This window comes from Candidatus Kuenenia sp. (assembly GCF_039794105.1).
Lineage (GTDB): Bacteria > Planctomycetota > Brocadiia > Brocadiales > Brocadiaceae > Kuenenia.
On sequence record NZ_JBDIWA010000010.1, the window covers coordinates 78,726 to 101,604 of the forward strand.

Consider the following 22,879-nt stretch of genomic DNA (forward strand, 5'->3'; position numbering starts at 1 on the left):
CTTTGCATATCTGCTTATACGCAGCGACAAGATCGACCTTGCGAAGTACCGCATGAGACAGGTGTTTGCCGATTCTCCGTTAAGAAAGATATATCTGTCGTCTATAAAATGCGCAGGAATACAATGCGCATGGGCGATTAATAAATGTATTATACAATTAATTTGTTGCAGTTTCAATATGAAAAAGATTCCGTAACATTTTAGTTTTTTGAAAAGGCATTTTTTCCCTTTGCAACGTGGTACGTTGCAAGTTATTCTTGCTTATGATATTATTTTAATCTCTGCATAAATATCGATATGAGGGACACACTCCGGCTTCATAAAAGTGAATATGACAAAATTCGCAGTGTGGCTTAAAACGGGAGAAAACATTGCGATATCTAAAAACATACAGCACCTTTAAGGAAATGGAAAGGGATGACATACTTTTCTGGAAAACCGCTTCAATGAAAGACAGGACAATCGCAAGGGAATCGTTATGGCAAAATTACTGTCTCTTTAAAGGAATAAACCCTGATGGACTCAAACTGCAAAGAATTCTTAAGCTTGTTAAATACCCACAAAGTTAAATATGTAATAGTAGGCGCTTATGCGCTGGGCTGTTACACAGAACCTCGCTTTACGAATGATCTCGACATTTACACACATCCGGATATAAACAACGTTAAACGATTAGGGAATGCATTAATAGATTTTGGGTTTGACGTATCTCCGGTAGACTTTTCCCTATTTCTCTCCGGCAATGAGATATTACGGATAGGAAGCCCTCCGGTCAGAATTGATATATTACCCAAAATCACCGGTATTACAAGGGACGAGGTCAAGAATAATTCTACCTTTTCCACGTTACCGGTAAAAATATAAGGAGAAAGCTGTAAATTTCCAGCCTGCCAAGGAGCATGCAAAAACTTAAAATCCATTTACAAAAATAAGAAATTTCGCTGAAATTAAGCGATGGGCCAACTTTTGCAAGTCCGGGTCCGCAATTTGCCATACAGGTGCATACGGCAGAAAATGCGGTAACCATATCAAGATTTGTTGCCATCAGCGCCAGCGAACACACCCCGAAAAATCCAAGGTACACCACAAAGAACACCGAGCAGCCGGTAATAATTTCCCCACTCACCGATTCGCCGTTAATCTTTACATGTTTTACCATGCGCGGCCTTAGTACACGCACTATTTCCCGCATGCTTGACTTGAGAAGTATCAATATCCTCACGCTTTTAATGCCGCCGCCCGTTGAACCTGCGCAAGCGCCGATAAACATGAGCAATACGAGCAGAAACCGGCATATATCAGGCCATACGTCAAAATCCGCCGTTGAGAAACCCGTTCCGGTGCATATTGTAACTACCTGGAAGAACGAACGTCTGAGGGAATATTGAAAATTCTGATAATACTCACTGCCAGCGTCATTACGAAAACTGTCAGGCTGCCCAAGGTATAAAAGCGCCGCGACAAAGACAATTGCAATCAGATTGAGTCCTGCAAAAAAGCGCAGTTCGGAATTTTTCAGTATTTTTTTGAAATTTAATTGAAAACACTGATAATAAAGTGCGAAACTACAGCCGCAAATAAACATAAAGACAGCGGCGACAATTTCTATATAAAGATTATCAAAATATGCAATACTGGCGTTCTTTGTGGAAAATCCTCCCGTTGAAACCGTGGCAAATGAATGGCAAATGGCGTCAAAAAACGGCATGCCGCCCAGGAAGTACAACAGCGTCAGCGTTGCCGTAAAAACAAGATAGATAATCCACAGCACCTTTGCCGTTGCCGCTATCCTGGGCTTCAGTTTGCCGACGGTAGGGCCGCTTACCTCTGCAGTAAAGAGCGGGTATCCGCTTACGCCCATAGCGGGGAGTAATGCTACAAAAACAACTATAATCCCCATCCCGCCAAGCCAGTTGGTAAATGCCCGCCAGAAGAGTATGCTTTCCGGCAATATTTCCACGTTTGTAAGAAGGGAAGACCCCGTTGTGGTAAAACCGCTTGTTGTCTCAAAGACCGCATCGGTGTATGTTGCGCATACCCCTGAATACCAATAAGGTACTGCTCCCAGGAATATACAAATGAGCCAGCTAAACGTTACAATGGCAATGCCTTCTCTGATGCCTATTTCTTCTTCAATTTTCCGGAAGAATAGTTTATTAAGTCCGCCCAATATGCCGGAAAGAACTATTGCCAGGATAAAGGCCCATAAGGTGTCGTAATTTTTATAAAACAACGCAACGCCCAGCGGGATTATGAAGATTGCGGAAAGCATTAACGCAAGATTAGATACCGTACGAAGTACTATCGAAATGTTCATAGGTGGTGAGGTTTAAGTGACATAGAAGGGTTTAATATGCATGTGGTTGTTTATTTCTACCAAAGTGCGAAATCCTCAGTCCTCAGTCGGCAAATTGCAGACTGTGAACTGCCGACTGTAGATTGTAGATATGGACTGCATCAGGTTTTTCCATTGGAAAATAGGGTTTGGACTTTTTCGATGGCGTTTGGAAGGGCAAAAACAATCACGCTTTCCCCAGGATTTATTATGGTATCGCCTGTGGGCAGTTTCATAACGCCATTCTGCGAAATAGCGCCAATAATGGCGCCCTTAGGGAAGGACACATCTCTCAGGGGTTTGCCTAAAATTTTTGAGTGTTCCGATGCTATCAACTCCATGGCCTCTGCTTCGCTTTGCTGAAACTTTACCACGGAAAGGGTATCGCCCCTGCGAATATGCTGCAAAATGGAACCCGCGGTGATGAGCCTTGGGTTTATTACCACGTCAATACCCAGAGAATTAATAATAGGTACAAATGCGGGGTCTTCTGTGAGCACAATGGCCTTTTTTGCTCCGAGTCTCTTTGCCAGTAATGCGGCGAGAAGATTGCTCTGTTCGTTTTCAGAAACGGCTACAAAAAAATCTGCCATGTGAATAGAAGATTCCTTCAGGAGATCGATATCCAGGGCATCGCCCTTCAGGATAATTGTTCTGTCCAGCACTGATGCCGCTTCTTCCGTTTTTTCCTTGAGGGGTTCTACGATGGTAACCCCGATTTTTCTATCTTCCAGTTTCTTTGCCAAATTAAGGCTTGCCCGGTTTACGCCATAGATAACGACCTTTGCGACTTCATCTGCCCGCCTGTTCACCATCGGGAGGAAGAAGGGCAATGCCTCCCTTGCCACAACCACATAGATGTTATCGTTAGGTTTGATTTCTGTTTCTCCCGAAGGAATAATCATTTCATCATTCCGTTGGATAGCGACGATAAGAAAAGAATCCGTATATTCAATTTCTTCCAGATCGACTAGTTTTTTCCCGACTATCGGGGCATTAGCAGGCACGCCAAACCCTCTCAGCAAGACGTCCCCCCCTTTAAAATCGGCCACATAGTTTGCGCCGGGAGTGCCGATGATATCCATAATAGAATTAATTGTTATCATTTCCGGGTTTACTATGTAGTCGATATGAAACCCGTTTTGGTGTACAAATGGTTTTTTCTCAGAAAATTCAGGGTTTCTTATTCTTGCAATCTTTGTTTTTACATTATATTTATACGAAAGGATACACGTCACGATATTTATCTCATCGCTGTTTGTTACCGCCAATACGACATCGGTATTCTTAATCCCGGCTTCTTCCAGGATTGAAGGAGACGTGGCCATTCCCAACACCGCAGAAACATCCATTTTCTCCGTAATACGGTCTACCATGTTTTGGTCTTTGTCTATAACAGAGATATCGTGTCCCTCTTTCGACAATTGTTTTGCGAGATTAAAACCTACCGCACCTGCTCCTACGATAAGGATTTTCATTTATATTTCAAACTCCTGTTAAAAATTATTTACGATTTACGATTTTTTTAATCTGTGTAATCTATGTAATCTGTGGTTTCTTTTTTTATTGACTTACGATTTGAGATTTTAGGTCGTACCTCGTAAATCGTACTTCTTTACTATTTTGCATTGGCGACGCCAATTTCAATTTTGTCATTTAATGCCTGAAAATGGGGTAAAAATTCTTCTCCGCCAAGATTAGGGTCCTCCGTCTTCAGCAGGGCGATAAGGTTCTTTACCTTTTCATGGTTGCCCTGTTCAAACATGGCAGAGGCAATGTCCAAACGGCCTTGCCAGCACCATTGACAATTCCGGGGATTCTCTTCAAGCCACACGGTGAACCATTTTAGCGCACGGTCAAACTGTTTCAGCTCTTTTGCGCACCGAATAAATTCTTTTTTTATTGTGTCATCAACGGAATTACGTTTTAAAATTTCCTCATAATTATTGAGTGCGTTTTGCCAATCTTTTAACGCAAATAATGTTTTTGCCCGTTTTATCCTGATTTGCAAGACCTTATCCTGTAACTCCGGGAATTTTGCATATTTTGCCATTATCCTGCCAAGAACGACTTCTGCCCGCTTATAATCTGCAATATTATAAAAACTAGCCGCCACGGACTCCATAATATCAAACGTTGCGTCTTCAATATTAACCAAACGCCCGGCCGCTTGTTCCACAACCCGTTTATCAACATCCTGAAGCGCTTTTATCAAAGCCTCAATTGCCGGCAGATTTCCTATCTGACCGAGAGCCGTTACTACCGACTCTCTTACTCGGGCGCTACTGTCGGACAGGCGTTTAATAAGGGGTTCTACACATACAGGGTCACCGATTTTCCCTAAACTATCTGCTGCATACCACCGCACACGTTCTTCCCCGTCGTTCAGGGCGGCAATTAAGTGCGGCACAGCGCGCGCATCGGCGAGTTTACCAAGGGACGCCGCAGTACACTCCCTTATTTCGGGCTTCTCGTGTGTCAGAAATTGAATCAAAGTATCAACAGCTTTTAAATCTCCCGTCTCGCCTAACGATTCTATTATCGTAGACACAATAGGGGCATTCGTTTTATTGTTTAACGTTTCGATGAGAACCGCCACCACCTCATTATTCCCAAATTGTCCAAGCGCCCTGGCAGCCTTTTCTCTCACAATCAAACTTTCATCACCCAGGGCACGAATTAAAGGTTGTAGCGCTTTTTCATCGCTAATAACCCCCAGTGTCTGAACAACTTCAATACGCACTTCTTCTTCTTTGTCTGATATGGCATTAATCAATATATCGACTATTGATGAGTCCTTGATCTTTGCCAATTCCTTTGCGGCAAAAATTCTTACTTCCGGATAATCACTTTTAATCGCTTCACTTAACAATGTAGTGTCTATTTTGTCATATCCAAGTTCAATGAGTTTAATAGTCTTTCGCGCCACTTCCTGTTTTAATTGTTCAATCCCTGCCTCTAATTGCTGGGTCTTTTCTTCCTGCTTCAGCACAATTTCATCCAGCCATTGCTCCCGTGTTTTCGACTTATTACGCAGCCACCATTCCTTCCACCATGAGGAATCCTTGTTGCTTGATACTTTCGTAATTTTCTCCAAAGACGCCATCACGGTTTCACGCAAATCACTATCATCAGACCGAAGCATTTTAATAAGCGGGTCTACGGCATCCTGGTCATTCGTATTGCCTAATGCCTTTGCCAACAGTATTTTAACATCCCTTAACTGCTTAGAGTTAAGCATGGCGTCCGCCATCATATTTATTGTTTTTTTTGTTTTAATCCTCCCCAGCGCATTTAAGGCAACGGTTCTTATTTGTTCAGATTCATCGCCCAAAAGGCGGATTAAATGCTCAACCGCACGATCATCTCTGGCAAATCCGAAGGCCCTTATCGCGGATATTTTAATATCTTCCCGAACCTTGGTATCTTTTAATATATTTGTTAAGGGTTCCTGCGCATTTTGCAAATTTAATCCCAGCAAAGAAACTGCCGCAGAACTTCTTATCGTGGGGTCATCTGAATATAACTGAAGGGTCCATTCGTCTATATTCCTGCGCAGTTTTATATCCGCTTTTGGCTCTTTCTCCTCATTAACCACCTTTTTCATTGGTGCAGAGGCGCATCCCATAGTGCCAAATACACACACAGGATATAAAACCATTCCGAATAGCATCAGCTTCATTTCTCTTCGCATGCGTATGATCCGTTGTTAAAAGTAATTTTCAGGCAAATACCACCATCATAGAGGTGGAAATCCGAAATGCTAAATACGAAATACTAAACAAATTCCAATGACAAAGCATAAAATTCAAAACGACTCCAAAATAACCCTGTCTGCGTGCGGTAACGCACAGGCAGGCAATATGCAATACGAAATACGAGAGACGAAAGATGCGCTTGTTTAGAATTTCAAATCATTTTTTCATTAGAATTTGTTTCGTATTTCATATTTCGTGCTTCGTATTTTGTGCTTCGTGCTTGTTTGGTTCCGGCTTGTCCAGGGCAGGATAATACCTTTTCTTCCCGCAAAGGTATGCGTTACACATATTGGCTATTTGGGTTGAGGCAGCAAAAAACACCTTGGTAAGCAGGGCTGGGTATATAGTATTACCCCGTAAAAACTTCTTTTTTTGTAGGTTTTTCTTTGTGTCCTTTGTGTTCTGTATATTCTTTGTGCCCTTTGTGGTTATAGGACAGACGCACGGCCGTGCGTCTCTACATTTTGGTTGCGGTTTTTTGCTACATTATGACGTTTCTGTAAGAATAAATGACTTAAAGACCGTTTGATGGTAACAAATTCCACTTTTTCGGTCAATATAAAAAGATTTGGGAGGTACGAGGCTGGATTTACGGTTTTTGTTTGCATAAGTTTTATAAAAACGTGTAAGTCTCCTCTATCAAGAGGAAATTTAAGAAATGTGTTTATTATTCTAAGACCAGACGCTTTTGGCTATAACAACTCGCGGGAACATTGTGTAGATTTACAAGGTACGATTTAAATCCCAAATCGTAAATCGTACTTCACAAATCTACTATATTAAAAAGGTGATTCCTTAAATACCTCTTTAAACCGCACCTTAAATTCATCTGCGGTGAAGTGAAAATTTTGTGTCCCATACACTTCAACTGCATAGGCGGCGCAAACGGCGCCTATCTTTGCCGCATGGACAATCCCCTTGCCTAAGACCAATCCTTTTATCAAACCGGCTCTGTATGCGTCTCCGGCGCCGGTAGGGTCCTTTACCACGGATACTTTTGCGGCAGGGACGTCATATGTCTTTGTGGTTCCGTTTTCTCCGCATATAATTGTAGACCCGTATTCCCCTTTCGTGATAATCAAAATATCCGTTTCCCTTATAATATCTTCGCTTGTCATGGAAATTTTGTCTTGCGTAAGCTGGAATTCATAGTCATTGCAGATAAATATTTTTGCCCCGTCAATGGCTTCCATTAGATGCTCTTTTGACCATGCAGGCAAGGACTGTCCCGGGTCAAAGATATACTCTATTCCTTTTTGTTTATATATTTTTGAAAACTGCATCATATCATTCAAATTTCCGGGAGAGACAATTGCCAATGATGCTTCTTTCGCCGCAGCATCAAAATCAAACCAGGCGCTATATTTCATGGCGCCCGGATTAAACGCCGTTATTTGATTATCCGATTGGTCTGTTGTAATATATGCCCCTGCCGTTAATTCTTCCTCTATCATCTTTATATGCCTGGTAGGTATTTTATTGTCTTCCAGCCACTTTTTGTACGGCTCAAAATCACGTCCGGAAGTGGCGATAATTTTGGGGGTTTCACCAAGCAGGGAGAGCGCGTAAGCAATATTGCCCGCCGTGCCTCCGAAATTTTCTTTCAGTTCATTAATCATAAAACACACATTCAACATGTGTATTTTTTCAGGAAGAATATGGTCTGAAAATTTTCCGGGAAAATCCATAATTCTGTCATATGCCACTGAACCTGAAACAAGTATATTCATTGCTTTTCCTTCTCAATAATGAAGTGATTAAAAAAATTTCGTAACAAGTATGGGCGGAGCATTTGCTATAAATTCGATTATTTTTCCTTCTTTAAACATCTATTGTCAAGCATATGTATTAATTTATTCATCTCCGGTTTTGTTACGTAGTTATCTGCGCCAACACTTTCACATTTCACCACCATCTGATTATTTATCAGACTGGAGAACATAATCACAGGGATATTTTTGAGCAAGGGGTCGCTCTTTATCCTTTTGCATAAGGTTAATCCGTCAAGCTCCGGCATTTCTATATCAGAGATTAATATATCTGGTAACTCACCGGAAAAAGAATCTTCCGCTTTTACTTTGTCACAAATTTCCATAAGTGCATCAAACGCCTTTTGACCATTTTCAAACACACGGACATTACCATATCCCGCACTGCTCAGTACGCGAACAACATTGTCACGAATAGTCTTTGAATCCTCGGCAAAGAAAACCACCACATTTTCACGTCCCTGTTTTTTTTCTATTTGAAATGTCTTGCTGGCAGCCTCGCCAATCGCCAGATGTGGAAATATTTTAGAAAGAATATGTTCCAAATCGATAATCATAATTTCTTTCTTATCGATATGCACCGACCCGGTAATGCCTAACCCGCTGCTATTGATAATATTGCTTATGGGAACAAAATCGCTCCAGGAGAGCCTGTGAATCCGGTTCACCCCATCTACCAGAAAGCTATTAATTGCATTATTAAATTCAGTTACTATTACCACGGATATGCTATTTGCATCATCGCTGTTTTTCCTCTGTATATCTAAAGCGTTTGCCAGATTAACGAGGGGTATTGTTTTACCCCGGTGCAGCATCACCCCCATCATGGACGGAGGAGACGTAGCCACCTTCGTGACTGTTTTTGGGTCATACTGCACTATTGACTGTACTTTTGCAACATTTACACCAAACGACTGCTCTCTGAGGAGAAACTCCAGCAATTCCATTTCATTGGTGCCGCTTTCCAGGAGAATTTGTTGTTTTGCCATAGCAATACTCCTTCGTTAAATAGTTGATTGGTTAAGGGGTTAAATAGTTGATTAGTCAATCATTTACCATTCAACCATCTAACGACTTGACAATTTAACTAATACATACAGATATATTAAATTTAATGTTACCCTATATCTTTTGGCTGTAGCAATTTCCTTAATTTTTCCGGCATTGCCGCAGGTTTGCGTTTTGCATTAAGGCATGCGAGCTTTGTGTATCCTTCGGCAACCAATATATCACCCCCTTCCCTGAATACTTTATAACTAAATTGAACCGTTGCATGTTTCAATTCGGAAACCCATGTTTGGACAATTAGTACGTCGTCATAGTAAGCAGGGGAACGGAAATTACAATGCACTTCGACCACGGGAAAATAGATATGTTCCTTTTCCATTTCGGAATAAGGCAATCCGCATTGCCGCAAATATTCAGTCCGCCCCATTTCAAAGAAAACAAGGAAGTTTGCGTAATAAACAATCCCCATCTGGTCTGTTTCCTGGTATCGTACGCGCGTTTTTATTTCGTGTATTTTCACCGGCAAAGCCCCTTTACGAGGTACGATTTTAGATTTACGATTTACAATTTTGGGGTTTTAAATCGTACTTCGTAAATCGTAAATCATACCACCCTATTATTATTTCCTGAATGCGGTAAGGTAGGAATCGCTGTAAACATTTTTGTTCATAATAATTTCCGCCGTAATTGCGGCATCCATCAGATCCTTATCAAGTACGTCCATCACTGCGGCATTTAACCCATATGCAATCCCCATAGTCAGGAAGGTGCGGGCGAGAAGTCTTTTTTCTTTTGTACCCTGAGAAAAATTGCTCAATCCCACGTTCCTCTGAGGTGCCGGGTCTGAGATCATTTGTATTTGGCTGAAAATATCAAACATGAGTGCGGGTTGTTTCTGGTCTACATTGATGGGAAACAATACCGGGTCAATGAGGATTTTTTCCATGGGAAAATCATGTTCAACGGCCTTCTCTACAATCTGCATTACAAATTCCATCCGCTTTTCCACGTCCTGCGGAATGCCGTGTTTGTCCATGGTGAGGCATATTAAGGAGGCGTTATAGTCCTTTGCTATGCCCATATATTTATCCAGTTCTTCCGGATCGCTCTTTGTTGAATTGATTAATACGTCATTTTTTACTACCGACAAACCGGCTTCCACTATGTCCCACTTTTGACTGTCAATGGCAATAGGGGTTTTTACGGTATCCTGAATAACCTCAATCAGCCATTTCATGGCGTCTACCGGGTCAGTTGCAGCAGGCCCCACATTCACATCCAAATATGTGGCGCCTGCTTCCGTCTGCTTCTTTGCCAGTTCCTGTATCGCTTTCGGATCTTTATTTTTAATACTTTCCCTCACGTCTTTAAACATACCATTAATACGTTCGCCGATAGAAATCATCGAATGTTTTCCCCTTTTTGAAATCGTAATTTTAGTATAAACGGTCAATACATTTTTTTACTGCGGCTACGGCCTTAGGGTGATTCATGCGGATAATGTCAACTCCGGACTGCAAAAGGCTTGTTGCGGTAATCGTTTCCCACATGGGGCCTCTTTCTTCACCAGGCCCCCATTGAGGAGCATCTTTATCGTCGGATTTTGCTTCTTTTGCCCGCCATGCTTCATGGCCAACGTCACAAATTACCGGCATTGCCATTAATTTATCACCGGTTAAGGCGGCGATTCTTTCTCGCTCTTGTATAGAATACGTATATTCCATGCCGTACCCCAATGCGCCCGTTGTCTGGAACATGACGATGCGATTAAGCGGGAAATCCATTTCAGAGACAAGGATGTTTACCTGTTTCGCAATATTAATATCTACCGGCGAGAGTGTTATAATGCTATGCCCGTCCGCAAGACAGGTAACGGTAAGCGTTTTGTAATTATCCTGAGTTACTACCCCTATCAGGCAATTTTCCCCTTTTAGTGCCTGGCTCACCTTTGGCAAAATCTCATTATCCTTTTCATCATGTTCGCAACCCCAGATGATTAAGGGAACGCCGACGGCGGCAAGGATAGACTTTGCGATGTCAACAGTTTCTGCCGCGGATTTGTTTCCTTTATCCGGATGGATACCTTCCAGTTTCAAACAGATTAAGTCCGCTCCATATTCTACGCACTTTTTTGCCCATTGTGCAGGGTTGTTAAGGACGTCCGCAAAAGGTTTTTTTAACGTTTCAGGCCAGTCGTCAGGCGGTATATCGTAAACATCCATTGCGATTACCGGTTTGCGCCCCTTGCTCCCGTCAAAATCCATAAAAGGAATGCATTTTGAGCCGCCGATAGTTATCGTTTTTTCCCTTGTGCCCCCCTCTTCTTTTGTTGCTCCGATGGTAATTTCGTTTACGCTACTTGTCCATTTCTCAGCTACATTTGGTATTTCCATGAATCGTTCTCCTACTTGTACAAGTCTAATGAAAAAATGTAACAGTTCATTCACCCTTAAATCCCTTCCCAATAGGGGACTTTTTGTATTCCCCTCTTGGGAGGGGCTAGGGGTGGGTCCTTTTCTAATACTGGGACAATCCAGAAGGGGTGAACTATTATGATAAAATCATATTTTGCCGGCAGCGCCTTTTTCAAGCGCGGTTGCGGGCAAATGTTGCCGTAAAAAATCCCCCAATTTCCGATAGAATTTACTCTCCCGTGAGATTTCAAAGACGGAGACTCCACACGCCGCAGAATTGTATATTTCCTGGTCGAATGGGAATATGGCAGAAACTTTAATCCCCAGGCTATCCAGTTTCTGCTGCAGATTTTCATGAATACCCTCTTCAGGCACGCGATTTAAAACGCAAAATTTTTCCTTAATCGTTATCGGGAGGGAATCTGCCAGTTTAATTATACGCTGCATAGTCAATGCGCCTACAATGGTAGGTTCACTGACTATCATCAGAAAATCAATATTATTTGTTGTTCTTCGTGAAAGATGTTCCATCCCCGCCTCGTTGTCCAGCACAACAAAAGGATAGGTAGTTCCTACTTTATCAAGATATTTTCGCAGTAGATTGTTGACATAACAATAGCATTTTGGTCCCTCTGGCCTGCCCATGGTCAAAAGGTCAAATTTGTCTCTTTCGACAATCGATTCCTCGATACAATATTCTATGTATCTGTCCTTCGATATGCCCGTAGGAAACTCCGCTTTTTTTTCAACTATATCTTCCCGTATGTCAGCAATAGTACTGTCGATGTGCAGACCTAGCAATGGTCCAAGGGAAGAGTTAGGGTCTGCATCAACCGCTGAAACGGTCTTGTTTAATTCTTCGGTGATGTATCGTATGATAAGCGCGGAGATAGTAGACTTCCCCGTACCGCCTTTTCCTGCAACTGCAATGTTATAAGCCATAATATGGATATCCTTTATTTTTTACTCACCATTAATTCTTCTACCACGGAGGGGAATTTTTCGATATTCGTGTGAGGAAGAAAGTTTGCCGATACATATTCTTCCATATATTTATTGTTACTCATCAGGTCAATATAGGTCATTTTCGCACCAATTTCTTTTGCAACTTCGTGGGCTTCCGCGGAGAATAAGGTCATTTTTGCACCGATGATCGAAGTGTTGCCGACAAAATGCACTTTTGATAGAGTAACATCAGGTAGCATGCCAATGGTAACGGCGCTTTTTGCATCCAGGTAATTTCCGAACCCCCCGGCGAGGTACACCTGTTCGATACTTTCCACGTCCATTCCCATAGATTCCAGTAAGGTGGAAATCGCGGAATAAATAGCCGCTTTAGACCGGATAAGGTTCTGTATATCCGCCTGCGTAATAACGATGTCTTTCTTTTTTGCCGTTTCTTTCCTGTCTACAAGGAGAAATTCCTGTCCGTTATCCGTAAACCGTAATCTTTCCGTGTTTATCCCTTTTTGAAAATTCCCCGTCCGGTCGATAACGCCGCTTCTTACCAGATTTGCCAGGCATTCCAATAACCCGGAGCCGCAAATTCCGGAGGGGGGGGCGTCCCCTATTGTTTTGTACATTACTTCAAAGTCCGGTGTAATGGTTATTTTTTCAATGGCGCCTTTTGCCGCACGCATACCACAGGAAATTCCACTACCTTCAAAAGACGGTCCGGCGGACGCCGAACAGCATACAAGCCAGTCCTTGTTTCCCAGCACAATTTCACCATTCGTGCCGATATCTATCAGCAGTGATAATGCCTCCGCCTTATCCAATCTTATGGATAAAACGCCGGAAGAGATATCTCCGCCGACATAAGCCCCGACACAGGGCAGTGTGTAAAGCAGGCCATGACTGTTAATCCTGACGTCGATTTCACTTGCCCTTATTGGCGCAATAATATTTACAACAGGAAGATACGGTTCCTTTCTGATATTAGTCGGGTCAAGGCCCATGAGAAAATGAGTCATTACCGTATTGCCTGCGCAAACGACGGCATTGACATCGTGGATATTCAGGGTATTCCTTTTCACCAGCGTGGATATGAGGTGGTTAACATCCTCTGTCAGCATTTCGTGCATCATTTCCATCGCATTATTTTGGGCAGCATACATAATTCTCTGGATGTAATCGTCCCCGTACTTGATCTGTGAATTATAGGTGGCTTCGGCGTCAATGGTTTCCGTGGTGGACAAATTAATCAGGTGTGCTACTACTGTTGTGGTTCCAACGTCAACAGCTATCCCATAATTGTTTGCGCTTACGTCGCCTGACTGCACCTCGGTTATTTCAAATAATGGGCTTCTGTTTGCCAGGGTTACGGTTACCTTCCAGTCGCTGCTCCTTAACAGAGACGGCAGTTGCTTTAATACAGCAAAGGGTATGGATAATTTCTCCGGAGAAATGGTTGTTTTCGAGGAGACGCCCTGGCATAGCCTTTCGTAATCCGCCATGTTGTCGTCCATGGTTGGGCGTGGTAATTCAAGGTATATCTTATTTATCAGTGGGGCATGTTTAAACTGTTCGACTCCCGGGCTAATGGCCGCCTGAGAACCGGAAAACAGCATACTATCCCCTACCAGTATCCGGCTCTTGTCCAGCCGTGACTCTTCGGGAATAAATACCTCAAGGTTATCATCTATTAATGTTTTGCATGCAAGCACATATCCTTTTTCTGCTTCTTCTCCGGAAATATGGGAGGAAGGCAGTCTTTGTGTTTTCCCGGACTGAAGAATTACCTTACATTTACCGCAGGTGCCGTCCCCTCCGCATAAGGCATTAATGAAGAGACCTCCTTTGTATGAGGCATCAAGCACCGTCTTTCCAGGTTCTATTTCAACAGTTATATCATTGGGGAGAAAATGTATTGTATACTGTGAATCTTCCATGCTATTTCCACGGCTTTTTATAGCCAAAAGTATCTGATTTTCTAAAAAATTTAGTACGGCATATTGATACCGAACATAATTGTATGTACGATTTACGATTTTAGATTTTTTTAATCTGTGAAATCTGTGGTTTCTTTTTTTATTAATTTATGATTTACGATTTGGAATTTTAAAGCGTAAATCGTACCTCGTACCTCGTACCTCTAATTATGCCACTCGGTCTTCAGGTAAGAGGGTATTCCGGAGGCTTCTCTCGGTCCCACAAGTATTTCCCACCCAAGGGTTTCCTGCAATTTTCCAGACATTGCTGCGACAAGTCCCGGAATAATCAATTTTTTGTGTTTCACCTTAGAGGCCACCTGGGCAGCCTCCATGGCCTTTGCTACCGTTTTATCATTTAACTTGTCTCCCGAATAAGCGGTCAGCACTGAAGTGCCTCCCGTATCAACGGACAGTATGTAAGCAGGAACCCGGCTCGCCTCAACCTCTCCTTCTACCGTATAATAAGTAAGAGAGAAGTTGGTAGTGAAGATAACCGGTGAATTTTCTTTCACGTCGCCTATACTATACAGCTTTGGTTCGACCTGTATTGGCTTTTGTGGGTCGGTATATAAATTTGTTCTGACGGTAAGCAACGGCATAATTCCCCAGGGTTCACAATTATTCACCACCACAATACCTGCGTATTTCGCCACATATGTTGCGGCTAACGAAATTTCCTGGAATGGGTCTTCTTCTAAAACAAGCGTAATGGCGGGGTATCCGATGGCGCGAAAGTTTTTCTTAAGGGCTGCGCGTCTGATTTTTGTTAATTTTTGCAATACATCCCTGGGATTATCACCGCTTACATCAAGGACAATCTCTTCCACGCCTGCTTTTTTTGCGCATTCAGCGAGGTCTGCAAGCTCTTCAAGAGTAGGGGCGGTCACCGTCATCGGGCATTTATTTTCTACCGCCAATGCTGCCATCGATGCACAATTTTGCGCATTTGCGCCATGCAGCAATGGCCTTTTCCCCGCACAATTTGCGAGGGCAGATTTCATATTATCTACGGAGGTGCTGCTTAAGATAATACAATGGTGGGAACCTTCGCTTATTTTTTTTGCCGCATCGGCAAATTTTTCCGGTGTATTGCTTTTATTAATGAGTGTTATCAGATCAATTTCAATCTCTGTGCCAACCCTCGAAACCTTCATCTGATTAATTTTTTTCAGGCGTTCGTCGAACGCTTCATTGCTTAAATCGTCACAAATGGTAATCCCTATGCCGGTGGGATGGTAAAATTTTTCATCATGCCGGAATAGGACGTTTTCTTCGCCTACCTGCACCTTTTTGCCGTTTGCTCCGATGGTTACCAGTTTTATCGGGGGAGCCGAAGCGGCGCCTAACGTATTTTTAGCATCTTCACTTACGTCCGGGCAATCCGAAAGATTTGCCTTCTTTTGCGCCAATTGCATGGCAAAGGCAAGGCACGTAGGCCTCCCACATTTTTTGCAATTTGTTTTTGGAAGCAGCTTATAAATATCCAGTCCGGTTAAAGCCATTCATCAACATCCTTTCGATAAAGAAGTTAGCAATTTTTTTTATATAAAAAAAATACCCCTTTGCCATTATGTAATATATAAGGAAAAGGGGTAAATATTCTATACATGATTATTTAAAATATCAAGTAATTATCCAGCCTAAACGGACACAGCCGGAACCAAACAAGCACAAGGTAAAAAATACGAAGCGCGAAATACGAAACAAATTCCAAAATACAGCCCCTGCACCCCCGCCAGCGAGGGACATTCTCCCCATTGGAAGGGATAAGGGGGAGGATTCGTATTTAGCATTTCGGATTTTACCATTAAATATTTTGCTAAAAAATGCGAAGAAATTACTGATTAAGGTACTATATCTCTATACTTTTAAGTCCTCGCTGGTGGATATGATTTTATTTACCAAACCATACTGACAAGCTTCTTCGGCAGACATCCAAAAATTCCTCTTTGTGTCTGCCTCTATTTTCCCTATCGGTTGACCAGTTTCTCCGGAAATCAAACGATTAATTTTTTCCCTGCATTTCAGTATTTCGGTTGCCTCGATCTGAATATCCGATGCAGTTCCATGGATACCGGTGGAAGGTTGATGGATAAGGACGCGCGAACTTGGCAAACTATACCGGTCCTCTTTTTTTGCTCCTAAAAGAATAATGACCGCCGCACTGGCAACTACCCCCGCACAAATAGCCTTAATTTTCGGCTTAACAAAGCGCAGCATGTCGTACATCGCAAAACCGGCGTCGGCGTCTCCGCCCGGAGAATTAATGAATACCTTGATATCTTCATCATTATCCGCTTCGAGGAGCAAGAGTTGCGTTATCACCCTCTCTGCCATTTTTTTATTTACTTCATCCGTAACAATAATCGTGCGCGTCTTCAGCAGTCTTGCTATTAAATCTCCCCCGCCACGCTTTTTCTCTTCTTTCTCCTCTTCGCTATCACCCCTGGTGTTTAAAAATGGCATTTCAAAAATCATACATTCACTCCACGGTAAAATCCTGTAAAAAATAATTTCATTCCACTCTCTATTGAATAATAAAATTGCGGAACAACATGCTTTAATATGCTTAAAATAAGTTGGGTTTTTAAAAGACAAAACCCCACGGCATTCATTTTACCCACCCCTAACCCCTCCCAAGAGGGGAATTAGACAGTCCCCTCTTGGGAGGGGTTAGGGGTGGGTTTGTTAATTAGCCGTTTCCAGATGCATGCAATGCATCTCTACAAAGATGGGGTTTTCTCAGAACATTGGATCCATGGACAAGGCAGGGTGGTTTACTTTTTGCATATATTCCAATACTTCTTCTTCCGTCTGGGCTACAGTCTCATCGGCAATTTTATCCAGAAAATCCTCCAAACCCAGTTCTTTTGACGTCTTTTCAAGCGGTTCCGAAAGTTCTTCCTTTAATGCCTTCGGCATCCACACTACCCTTGCCAAACCCCCGTCGGCGGAAATAAATTTTTTGCTTCCCAAATAAAATTTGCTGTGCCCCATAAACCCAGGAGTTTGGAGACCACCGCCTACAGTACCTGCCATTGTGGAAAATTTCATGCCGCTTGGGGTCATTTCCGTAAAATCACGATCTACCACCATAATCCCATTCGTCATGGGCAGCATCGCCGAAATACATTCAAAGCAGCCGCAGCTTGTCATAGGATCGGTCATTATACTGTAAAGGCTGACCTTTTCCAGCGCCCGGTTCGAGCTGTTATATAAAAATTCGTTTGTGCCGTCCCACTGGCCCAGTCTGTCGTCAATCACCTTTCTTTTTTCTATGGGCTGGTTGGGTCCTGTTGGGTTTATTTCATAACCCGCTTTCCCGTCAAGCCAGCTCACGGAACCGCACAGACCAGACCGTTCAGGGGTAACAATACAGACATGAGAGGGGGCAAAACTCTGGCAAAGCGTACAACTGTAAAAGAGATTTGCAGAATCATCCGTCATACCCTCCAACCGCGCATCACGTTCTGCAAATGCGGCGCGCACCTCTTTTAACTTCCCTTCCACGTCTTCTTTTTTTGTATACAGGGTTACCTGCACCTTATCAATAATGGCTCCAAATTCCCCGTGAAATTTAGCATGAATGATTTTTCCGATATGTTTCAGCCGCAAACCTGCCTTAAATGCGTCTTTGCTTATACGGTGCCGAATAATGTCCCTCTGCCCCATATGGAAAATACCCTGCGCCTCGCCAAGAAAACGATGCATCTGGCGTTCAAAAATAGGTTCAAAATCAGGCTGCATTTTTCTGCCTGCCACTTCTGCCACAATACCGATAGATACGCCTGGCCCTTGTGGCATCTCGTCTAGGTCCGGCCCTATTACCTGTATTTTGCCGTCTTCCACTTCATCTGCTTCCTTTGTGCAAACAAATTCAAAGGCAGGTACGCCAGGTCCGCCAATTTCTATCTGCATGTCATCTTTTCTGATACGCTCTCCCTCGAAGGCAGGCCCATATGCTACCGGGAGATCTACCTTGTGGATGGAAATCTTCAACCCGCGCACTTCGATGCATTTATCCACAATTTTATCAACAGGCACCCTTGACACTACGTGTTCATAGGTGCAGACTCCCGTAGGCAAAATTTCCGGTATGTCAATATTGGTAATGGTTGGGAAGCCATAGTTGATAGCTCCGGCGGCATTTGCATATTGTTCATCTGTTACTTCAGTTCCCAGCGCCAGAACAAAGGCAAAAATGCGGTTTTTATTATAAAGGAGATTCCTGCGCGCCTCACCCGGAGGCACGTTCCCGAATGAAAGGGCTGCCCTGTTTGCGAATCCCAGAGAATACACGGCAGCGGATGTTTCTTTTCCAAAGGGCACAAGACGTGTGTCCCATCCCATTTGCACCCCTTTTTCTTCCAGTTGTTCGGCAAACGAAATTCCAAAATTGTCCGATTGCATGAATACATACAGATTCTTTTCCTGAAGTTCCCTGGCGATTTTTACTGCGGTATCGGCGTCGGGAGCGCAGCCGACAATTGCGGCAAATCCAGGCGCAGTGCCATCCACAAACTCAATACCTCTTTCACGCATAATAATATCGTCAGCAGCGCCCAGCCAAATCCCTTCAACAGGCGGAGGCCCTATCAGGTATTTGCAAACCTCATAGACTTCTTCAGCAAAGAGGGTCGCCATGCCGGCGTCCAGCGTATGTCCCAAATAAGGAACCCAGTGTTTTTCCGCAGGCAGCGGAGGCAGCATGCTCCTTGCCATACCTATAATATGAACGCAATCTTCCAGTGTTTTAACGGGAATACCCGTCATGGAATATATGATGGGCAGATAATACGCAGTATTAGGAAATTCGACTTTACAATCCCGCCCTTTTTGTTCGATTGCTTCGGTAAGTTTTTTATCCGCCTTATCCACGATCTGATACGCTCCGCGTATTGCGGCAGAACAAATTATCTTTGACATAAAACAACGCCCCTTTAATCCATTTTTTTTTAATGATGCCCGGCAGGTTTACATTCCTGCTCCAACGCTCTTCGTTCCGCCATATCGTAAAGCTTCCTTTCTTTCTTTACGTTTATACCGAGAGCCTCTCTTTTCATTTCGATATGATCCATCAACATCTTGCCGATTTTTTTTATATCCTGCTGAAAATCCCATCTTGCGCCTACCTGTTCTTCCAATTCCTTTGTGAGCAGTTTCTGCAAATCAGGCGCGCCGGCAACCGGGGAATTCATCCCGAATACCGTATAAATTCCGGAAGCTACCAAAAACTGCCCGATAGCGATCGCCTTTTCGCTCATCCACTCCAGACATGCCCCTGCTACAGGGAGGTTGCTGATATCATTCCCCAGGCCGCCCTCTTTTGCCATTTCAGAACAGGCAATAAGAATACGGCTGTTATCCACACAGGCTCCGGAATGAAGGACAGGAGGTATGCCTACCGCCTCGCAAACCTCTTTTAATCCCGCCCCGCACTGATCTTTTAATTCGGGGAGCATAAGACCGCCGGAGGCGCATTGTCCTGCTGCACACCCGGTTGCAACAACCAGGATATTGTTTGCGATGAGTTCCTTCGCCAAATCAACATACGATTGTGTGCATTCTCCGGCTTTCGGGCTTGTACAACCTGCAATCCCAACAACGCCCCGGATCCTTCCGTTGATGATATTATCATTTAAAGGCCGGTAACTTGCCCTAAACCTTCCCCCCAGCATATATTTAATTGTTTCATGGCTAAATCCTGCAATGAGGTTAGGTTCGGAAGCGTCCGGGATAAACACCTTTTTTTTATCACGATTTTTGTAATTATCGATAGCCATCAGAATTATTTTTTTGGCGGACTCCAATGCATTTTCATCTTCAAATTCAACGTGTTCCGCACCGGAGATTTTTGCCTTGGATAATGTAGTGATAAGCTTTGTGTGGAAATGTTTTGCCGTTTCCGCAAGCGCCTGCATTACGCATTGGATATCAACAACCATCACCTCCACAACCCCGGTTGCCATTGCCCCCTCCTGCATCGTCATGTGTCCCGCCATTGGGATGCCATGCCGGACAAGAAGCTCGTTTGCGGTACAACAGAGACCGGCAATCACAATGCCTTTTGCGCCCACTGCCGCCACTGCTTTTTCGATATCGGGGCCAGTGGAAGCCATAACAATTGCTTCCGCCAGTTGGGGTTCATGCCCATGAACAACTATATTTACGTAATCCTTCTTCAAAACGCCAAGGTTCGCTCTTCCCTGTACCGGCTTAGGGGTTCCGAACATAATGTCCTGGAGTTCGGTGGCAATCATACAACCGCCCCAGCCGTCCGCCAGAGACACACGCATCGCCTGCTTTGTAAGATTTCTGTAATCCTGGTCTCCACCCATACCGGTACGGTGCATACTTTCTGTGACCTCCCGGTCAATAGCCCTGGATGCAATTCCTAATTTTTCCCATATCTTTTGGCGTGCCGCAGGGGCACGTTTGAGAAACAAAAGCGTTCCATAAGGTTTTCCGAACTCCATTAACGCCATTTCGCCAACTTCTTCGGCAATTTCGTTTATATCTCTGTCCTTCGTTTTAATATCAAAACACTCCGCAACCATTTTGAGTTTTTCTACATCTTTTATACGGTAACCAGGGGCCTCGCCTCTTGCCGTTGCCACCAAAAGATGGGCGGCTGCACGTGCATGATCTGAATGGCACGCAGTTCCCGCAGCACACATGCGAAGAAAATGCCTCGCTGCAAAAGTATTTGCATCTGCACCGCAAATGCCTCTTTTCGGACCAGGGCCAAACGGGTCTATATTGCATGGTCCGTAGTTGCAATGCCTGCAACATAGAGCAAGGCTTCCATAGCCACATTGCGGTTGCTGAGCCTTGTATCTGTCATACATCGTCTCCACATTTGATTCACGCATTTTATCCAGCATTATTTGGTCTGTTGTCTTTTGCTTATCTTCCATTGACACATCCTCCAATATTTTATTGGTGAAAAATTACCGTCAGGCCCCCCCCGTCATATATGCAAAGGGCCTAACTTCTCAATAAGTTGAGGTTTTTATAATAATTTCTACCTACCACAGGGCTCAGTCCTCAGTCGGCAATCGGCAATCCACAATCTGCAATTTGCAATCTGCAGACTGTGGATTGCCGACTGCCGATTGTACTGTATTCCCCCATTAATAAAGGAACCAGGGGGCTGTTTATCTCAACTTATTGAGAAGTTGCCAAAAATCGTCTATTACCCACTTCTTCTTCCTGATAGAGAAGAGAGAAACGCCAATTATAATTGTTCATATATTGAAATCAAGTGAAAAGAACACTACTATTTTTTTACTTCTTTTTAAGGATATCTTCTACCTTGTTTTTAATTTGGCAGATTTCCCCTAATAATTTGTTGTTTTCAGCGAAAGCGGCTATCCCCTTAATATCCGATTCAAGTATTTTCTCATCATATGAAATAAACCCCAAAAGAGGAATACCATCAAGTCCATTTTGAATGAAAGCCTTATGCTCTTCGGAAGCTACTTTATTACCCACCGCATAAACAGAGGTGAGACCGATATCTTCAGCCAGTTTTTTTACCTGAAACGCCGTTTGTATGCTTTTAGAGCCTGGTTCTACTATTACGATCAATGCATCTACGGCTTTTACAGTAGCCCGCCCCAAATGTTCCACGCCTGCTTCCATATCTACAAGTACGACCTCGTCTCTTTGCACTATCAAATGGCTAAGAAGTGTTCTCAAAAACGCACTTTCCGGGCAGGCACACCCGCTGCCACCGTGTTTTATGGCGCCCAGTACCATTAGTTTGATGCCATCCTGTTCCAGAGAAAGTTTTTCCGGTAAATCAGAAACAGTGGGGTTTAATTTAAAAAATTTTCCATACTCGTCCGATGCACCTGTACGTTCTTTTATTAAATCCTTCATCTGACTGATGGGGATTATTTCCGTTCCCTTCATAAAACCAAGCGTTACCGCAAGATTCGAGACAGGATCGGCATCAATGGCTATGACTTTTTTTCCGGCTTCTTTAAACACCTTCGCCAACGCCGCAACAAAAGTCGTTTTCCCCACCCCGCCCTTCCCCGATATCGCTATTTTCATGATGCTATCCTTATAAGCTGGCATAGCCAGAACCAAACAAGCAAGAAATAAAAAATTCGAAACAACTTCTAATGACAAAATGATTTGAAATTCTAAACAAATGTATCTTTTTCGTGCTTCATATTTTTTGTATGTTTTGAATTTTATGCTTTGTTATTCGGATTTGTTTCGGATTTCACATTTAAATATTTTGCAAAAAAATGCAAAGAAATTACTGATAAGCTACTAATTCGCCGAAGCCCTGCCTTCCGCAAAAACCAAAACCGGCTAATACCTTACACAATATTTTTTTACAATATGTAATCGTTATCGCATGAAAACAAATACATATTCAAAGTAAATATTAGCAAATACCCTGTTTAATTCCAAACAAATCTTTCGTTGGTTTGATCATAAGGATTGAATCCTTAGTCTACGCCGCAATAAACATTGTCGAGTTATTCTTGTGTGTCCTGCACAAAAATCGATAGAGTATTAACCCTGTCAGGGTTGTTTCATTCATATTCAGATTAAGCATACAAATAATCGCTGCTATATCTCTGAAACAAAAAAGTAACCGTAGTGTTTTTTTACATTTTCTCTACCTTAACGGCGCACACCT

At 43.1% G+C, this 22,879-nt stretch carries 16 protein-coding genes; 1 reads left to right on the plus strand and 15 read right to left on the minus strand.

Annotated elements, in window-relative coordinates; all coding sequences use genetic code 11:
* Nucleotides 1-516: 516 nt before the first annotated feature.
* The gene (locus tag ABJL82_RS07345) at nucleotides 517-864 is read left to right on the plus strand and encodes a hypothetical protein (protein ID WP_347274084.1); all 348 of its coding nucleotides are present in this window, start codon (nucleotides 517-519) and stop codon (nucleotides 862-864) included.
* Here ABJL82_RS07345 and ABJL82_RS07350 read toward each other — a convergent pair.
* The 15 genes from ABJL82_RS07350 to ABJL82_RS07420 form a co-directional block, all read right to left on the minus strand.
* Entirely contained in the window at nucleotides 833-2,317 is a 1,485-nt protein-coding gene (locus ABJL82_RS07350; RefSeq protein WP_347274085.1) for a TrkH family potassium uptake protein, read from the minus strand. The two genes, ABJL82_RS07345 and ABJL82_RS07350, sit on opposite strands and share 32 nt — an antisense overlap.
* Before the next feature lie 140 nt (nucleotides 2,318-2,457).
* On the minus strand, nucleotides 2,458-3,813 hold the full coding sequence (gene trkA / locus ABJL82_RS07355; protein ID WP_347274086.1) for a Trk system potassium transporter TrkA: 1,356 nt from the start codon (nucleotides 3,811-3,813) through the stop codon (nucleotides 2,458-2,460).
* A gap of 140 nt (nucleotides 3,814-3,953) precedes the next feature.
* Entirely contained in the window at nucleotides 3,954-6,017 is a 2,064-nt protein-coding gene (locus tag ABJL82_RS07360) for a HEAT repeat domain-containing protein (RefSeq protein ID WP_347274087.1), read from the minus strand.
* 855 nt (nucleotides 6,018-6,872) lie between these two features.
* On the minus strand, nucleotides 6,873-7,823 hold the full coding sequence (locus ABJL82_RS07365) for a carbohydrate kinase family protein (RefSeq protein ID WP_347274088.1): 951 nt from the start codon (nucleotides 7,821-7,823) through the stop codon (nucleotides 6,873-6,875).
* Between the two features lie 77 nt (nucleotides 7,824-7,900).
* Complete coding sequence (locus ABJL82_RS07370; RefSeq protein WP_347274089.1) at nucleotides 7,901-8,851, minus strand: chemotaxis protein; 951 nt, start codon at nucleotides 8,849-8,851, stop codon at nucleotides 7,901-7,903.
* Between the two features lie 128 nt (nucleotides 8,852-8,979).
* Nucleotides 8,980-9,390 (minus strand): thioesterase family protein, encoded by a 411-nt coding sequence (locus ABJL82_RS07375; RefSeq protein ID WP_347274090.1) that lies wholly within the window; start codon nucleotides 9,388-9,390, stop codon nucleotides 8,980-8,982.
* A 99-nt stretch (nucleotides 9,391-9,489) separates the two neighbouring features.
* Complete coding sequence (locus tag ABJL82_RS07380) at nucleotides 9,490-10,275, minus strand: dihydropteroate synthase (RefSeq protein WP_347274091.1); 786 nt, start codon at nucleotides 10,273-10,275, stop codon at nucleotides 9,490-9,492.
* A gap of 31 nt (nucleotides 10,276-10,306) precedes the next feature.
* A complete protein-coding gene (locus tag ABJL82_RS07385; RefSeq protein ID WP_347274092.1) occupies nucleotides 10,307-11,263 on the minus strand; it encodes an acetyl-CoA decarbonylase/synthase complex subunit delta in 957 nt (318 codons plus the stop codon).
* Nucleotides 11,264-11,431: 168 nt separating this feature from the next.
* Nucleotides 11,432-12,226: a carbon monoxide dehydrogenase accessory protein CooC gene (locus tag ABJL82_RS07390; protein WP_347274093.1), complete on the minus strand. Its 795-nt coding sequence runs from the start codon at nucleotides 12,224-12,226 to the stop codon at nucleotides 11,432-11,434.
* A 14-nt stretch (nucleotides 12,227-12,240) separates the two neighbouring features.
* Nucleotides 12,241-14,175: an ASKHA domain-containing protein gene (locus ABJL82_RS07395; protein ID WP_347274094.1), complete on the minus strand. Its 1,935-nt coding sequence runs from the start codon at nucleotides 14,173-14,175 to the stop codon at nucleotides 12,241-12,243.
* Nucleotides 14,176-14,378: 203 nt separating this feature from the next.
* A complete protein-coding gene (gene acsC / locus ABJL82_RS07400) occupies nucleotides 14,379-15,719 on the minus strand; it encodes an acetyl-CoA decarbonylase/synthase complex subunit gamma (RefSeq protein ID WP_347274095.1) in 1,341 nt (446 codons plus the stop codon).
* A gap of 358 nt (nucleotides 15,720-16,077) precedes the next feature.
* Complete coding sequence (locus ABJL82_RS07405; RefSeq protein WP_347274096.1) at nucleotides 16,078-16,695, minus strand: ATP-dependent Clp protease proteolytic subunit; 618 nt, start codon at nucleotides 16,693-16,695, stop codon at nucleotides 16,078-16,080.
* A 264-nt stretch (nucleotides 16,696-16,959) separates the two neighbouring features.
* A complete protein-coding gene (gene acsB, locus ABJL82_RS07410; RefSeq protein WP_347274097.1) occupies nucleotides 16,960-19,143 on the minus strand; it encodes an acetyl-CoA decarbonylase/synthase complex subunit alpha/beta in 2,184 nt (727 codons plus the stop codon).
* A gap of 29 nt (nucleotides 19,144-19,172) precedes the next feature.
* Nucleotides 19,173-21,134 (minus strand): anaerobic carbon-monoxide dehydrogenase catalytic subunit, encoded by a 1,962-nt coding sequence (gene cooS, locus ABJL82_RS07415; protein ID WP_347274098.1) that lies wholly within the window; start codon nucleotides 21,132-21,134, stop codon nucleotides 19,173-19,175.
* A 370-nt stretch (nucleotides 21,135-21,504) separates the two neighbouring features.
* Nucleotides 21,505-22,278, minus strand: coding sequence for an AAA family ATPase (locus tag ABJL82_RS07420; protein WP_347274099.1), 774 nt, complete (start codon nucleotides 22,276-22,278; stop codon nucleotides 21,505-21,507).
* Nucleotides 22,279-22,879 lie beyond the last annotated feature (601 nt).

Excerpts from the sequence above, each read along its gene's own strand:
- ABJL82_RS07345 (WP_347274084.1), top strand. The coding sequence starts at position 517 with ATGGACTCAAACTGCAAAGAATTCTTAAGCTTGTTAAATACCCACAAA.
- ABJL82_RS07350 (WP_347274085.1), bottom strand. The coding sequence starts at position 2,317 with ATGAACATTTCGATAGTACTTCGTACGGTATCTAATCTTGCGTTAATG.
- trkA (WP_347274086.1), bottom strand. The coding sequence starts at position 3,813 with ATGAAAATCCTTATCGTAGGAGCAGGTGCGGTAGGTTTTAATCTCGCA.
- ABJL82_RS07360 (WP_347274087.1), bottom strand. The coding sequence starts at position 6,017 with ATGAAGCTGATGCTATTCGGAATGGTTTTATATCCTGTGTGTGTATTT.
- ABJL82_RS07365 (WP_347274088.1), bottom strand. The coding sequence starts at position 7,823 with ATGAATATACTTGTTTCAGGTTCAGTGGCATATGACAGAATTATGGAT.
- ABJL82_RS07370 (WP_347274089.1), bottom strand. The coding sequence starts at position 8,851 with ATGGCAAAACAACAAATTCTCCTGGAAAGCGGCACCAATGAAATGGAA.
- ABJL82_RS07380 (WP_347274091.1), bottom strand. The coding sequence starts at position 10,275 with ATGATTTCTATCGGCGAACGTATTAATGGTATGTTTAAAGACGTGAGG.
- ABJL82_RS07385 (WP_347274092.1), bottom strand. The coding sequence starts at position 11,263 with ATGGAAATACCAAATGTAGCTGAGAAATGGACAAGTAGCGTAAACGAA.
- ABJL82_RS07390 (WP_347274093.1), bottom strand. The coding sequence starts at position 12,226 with ATGGCTTATAACATTGCAGTTGCAGGAAAAGGCGGTACGGGGAAGTCT.
- ABJL82_RS07395 (WP_347274094.1), bottom strand. The coding sequence starts at position 14,175 with ATGGAAGATTCACAGTATACAATACATTTTCTCCCCAATGATATAACT.
- acsC (WP_347274095.1), bottom strand. The coding sequence starts at position 15,719 with ATGGCTTTAACCGGACTGGATATTTATAAGCTGCTTCCAAAAACAAAT.
- ABJL82_RS07405 (WP_347274096.1), bottom strand. The coding sequence starts at position 16,695 with ATGATTTTTGAAATGCCATTTTTAAACACCAGGGGTGATAGCGAAGAG.
- acsB (WP_347274097.1), bottom strand. The coding sequence starts at position 19,143 with ATGTCAAAGATAATTTGTTCTGCCGCAATACGCGGAGCGTATCAGATC.
- cooS (WP_347274098.1), bottom strand. The coding sequence starts at position 21,134 with ATGGAAGATAAGCAAAAGACAACAGACCAAATAATGCTGGATAAAATG.
- ABJL82_RS07420 (WP_347274099.1), bottom strand. The coding sequence starts at position 22,278 with ATGAAAATAGCGATATCGGGGAAGGGCGGGGTGGGGAAAACGACTTTT.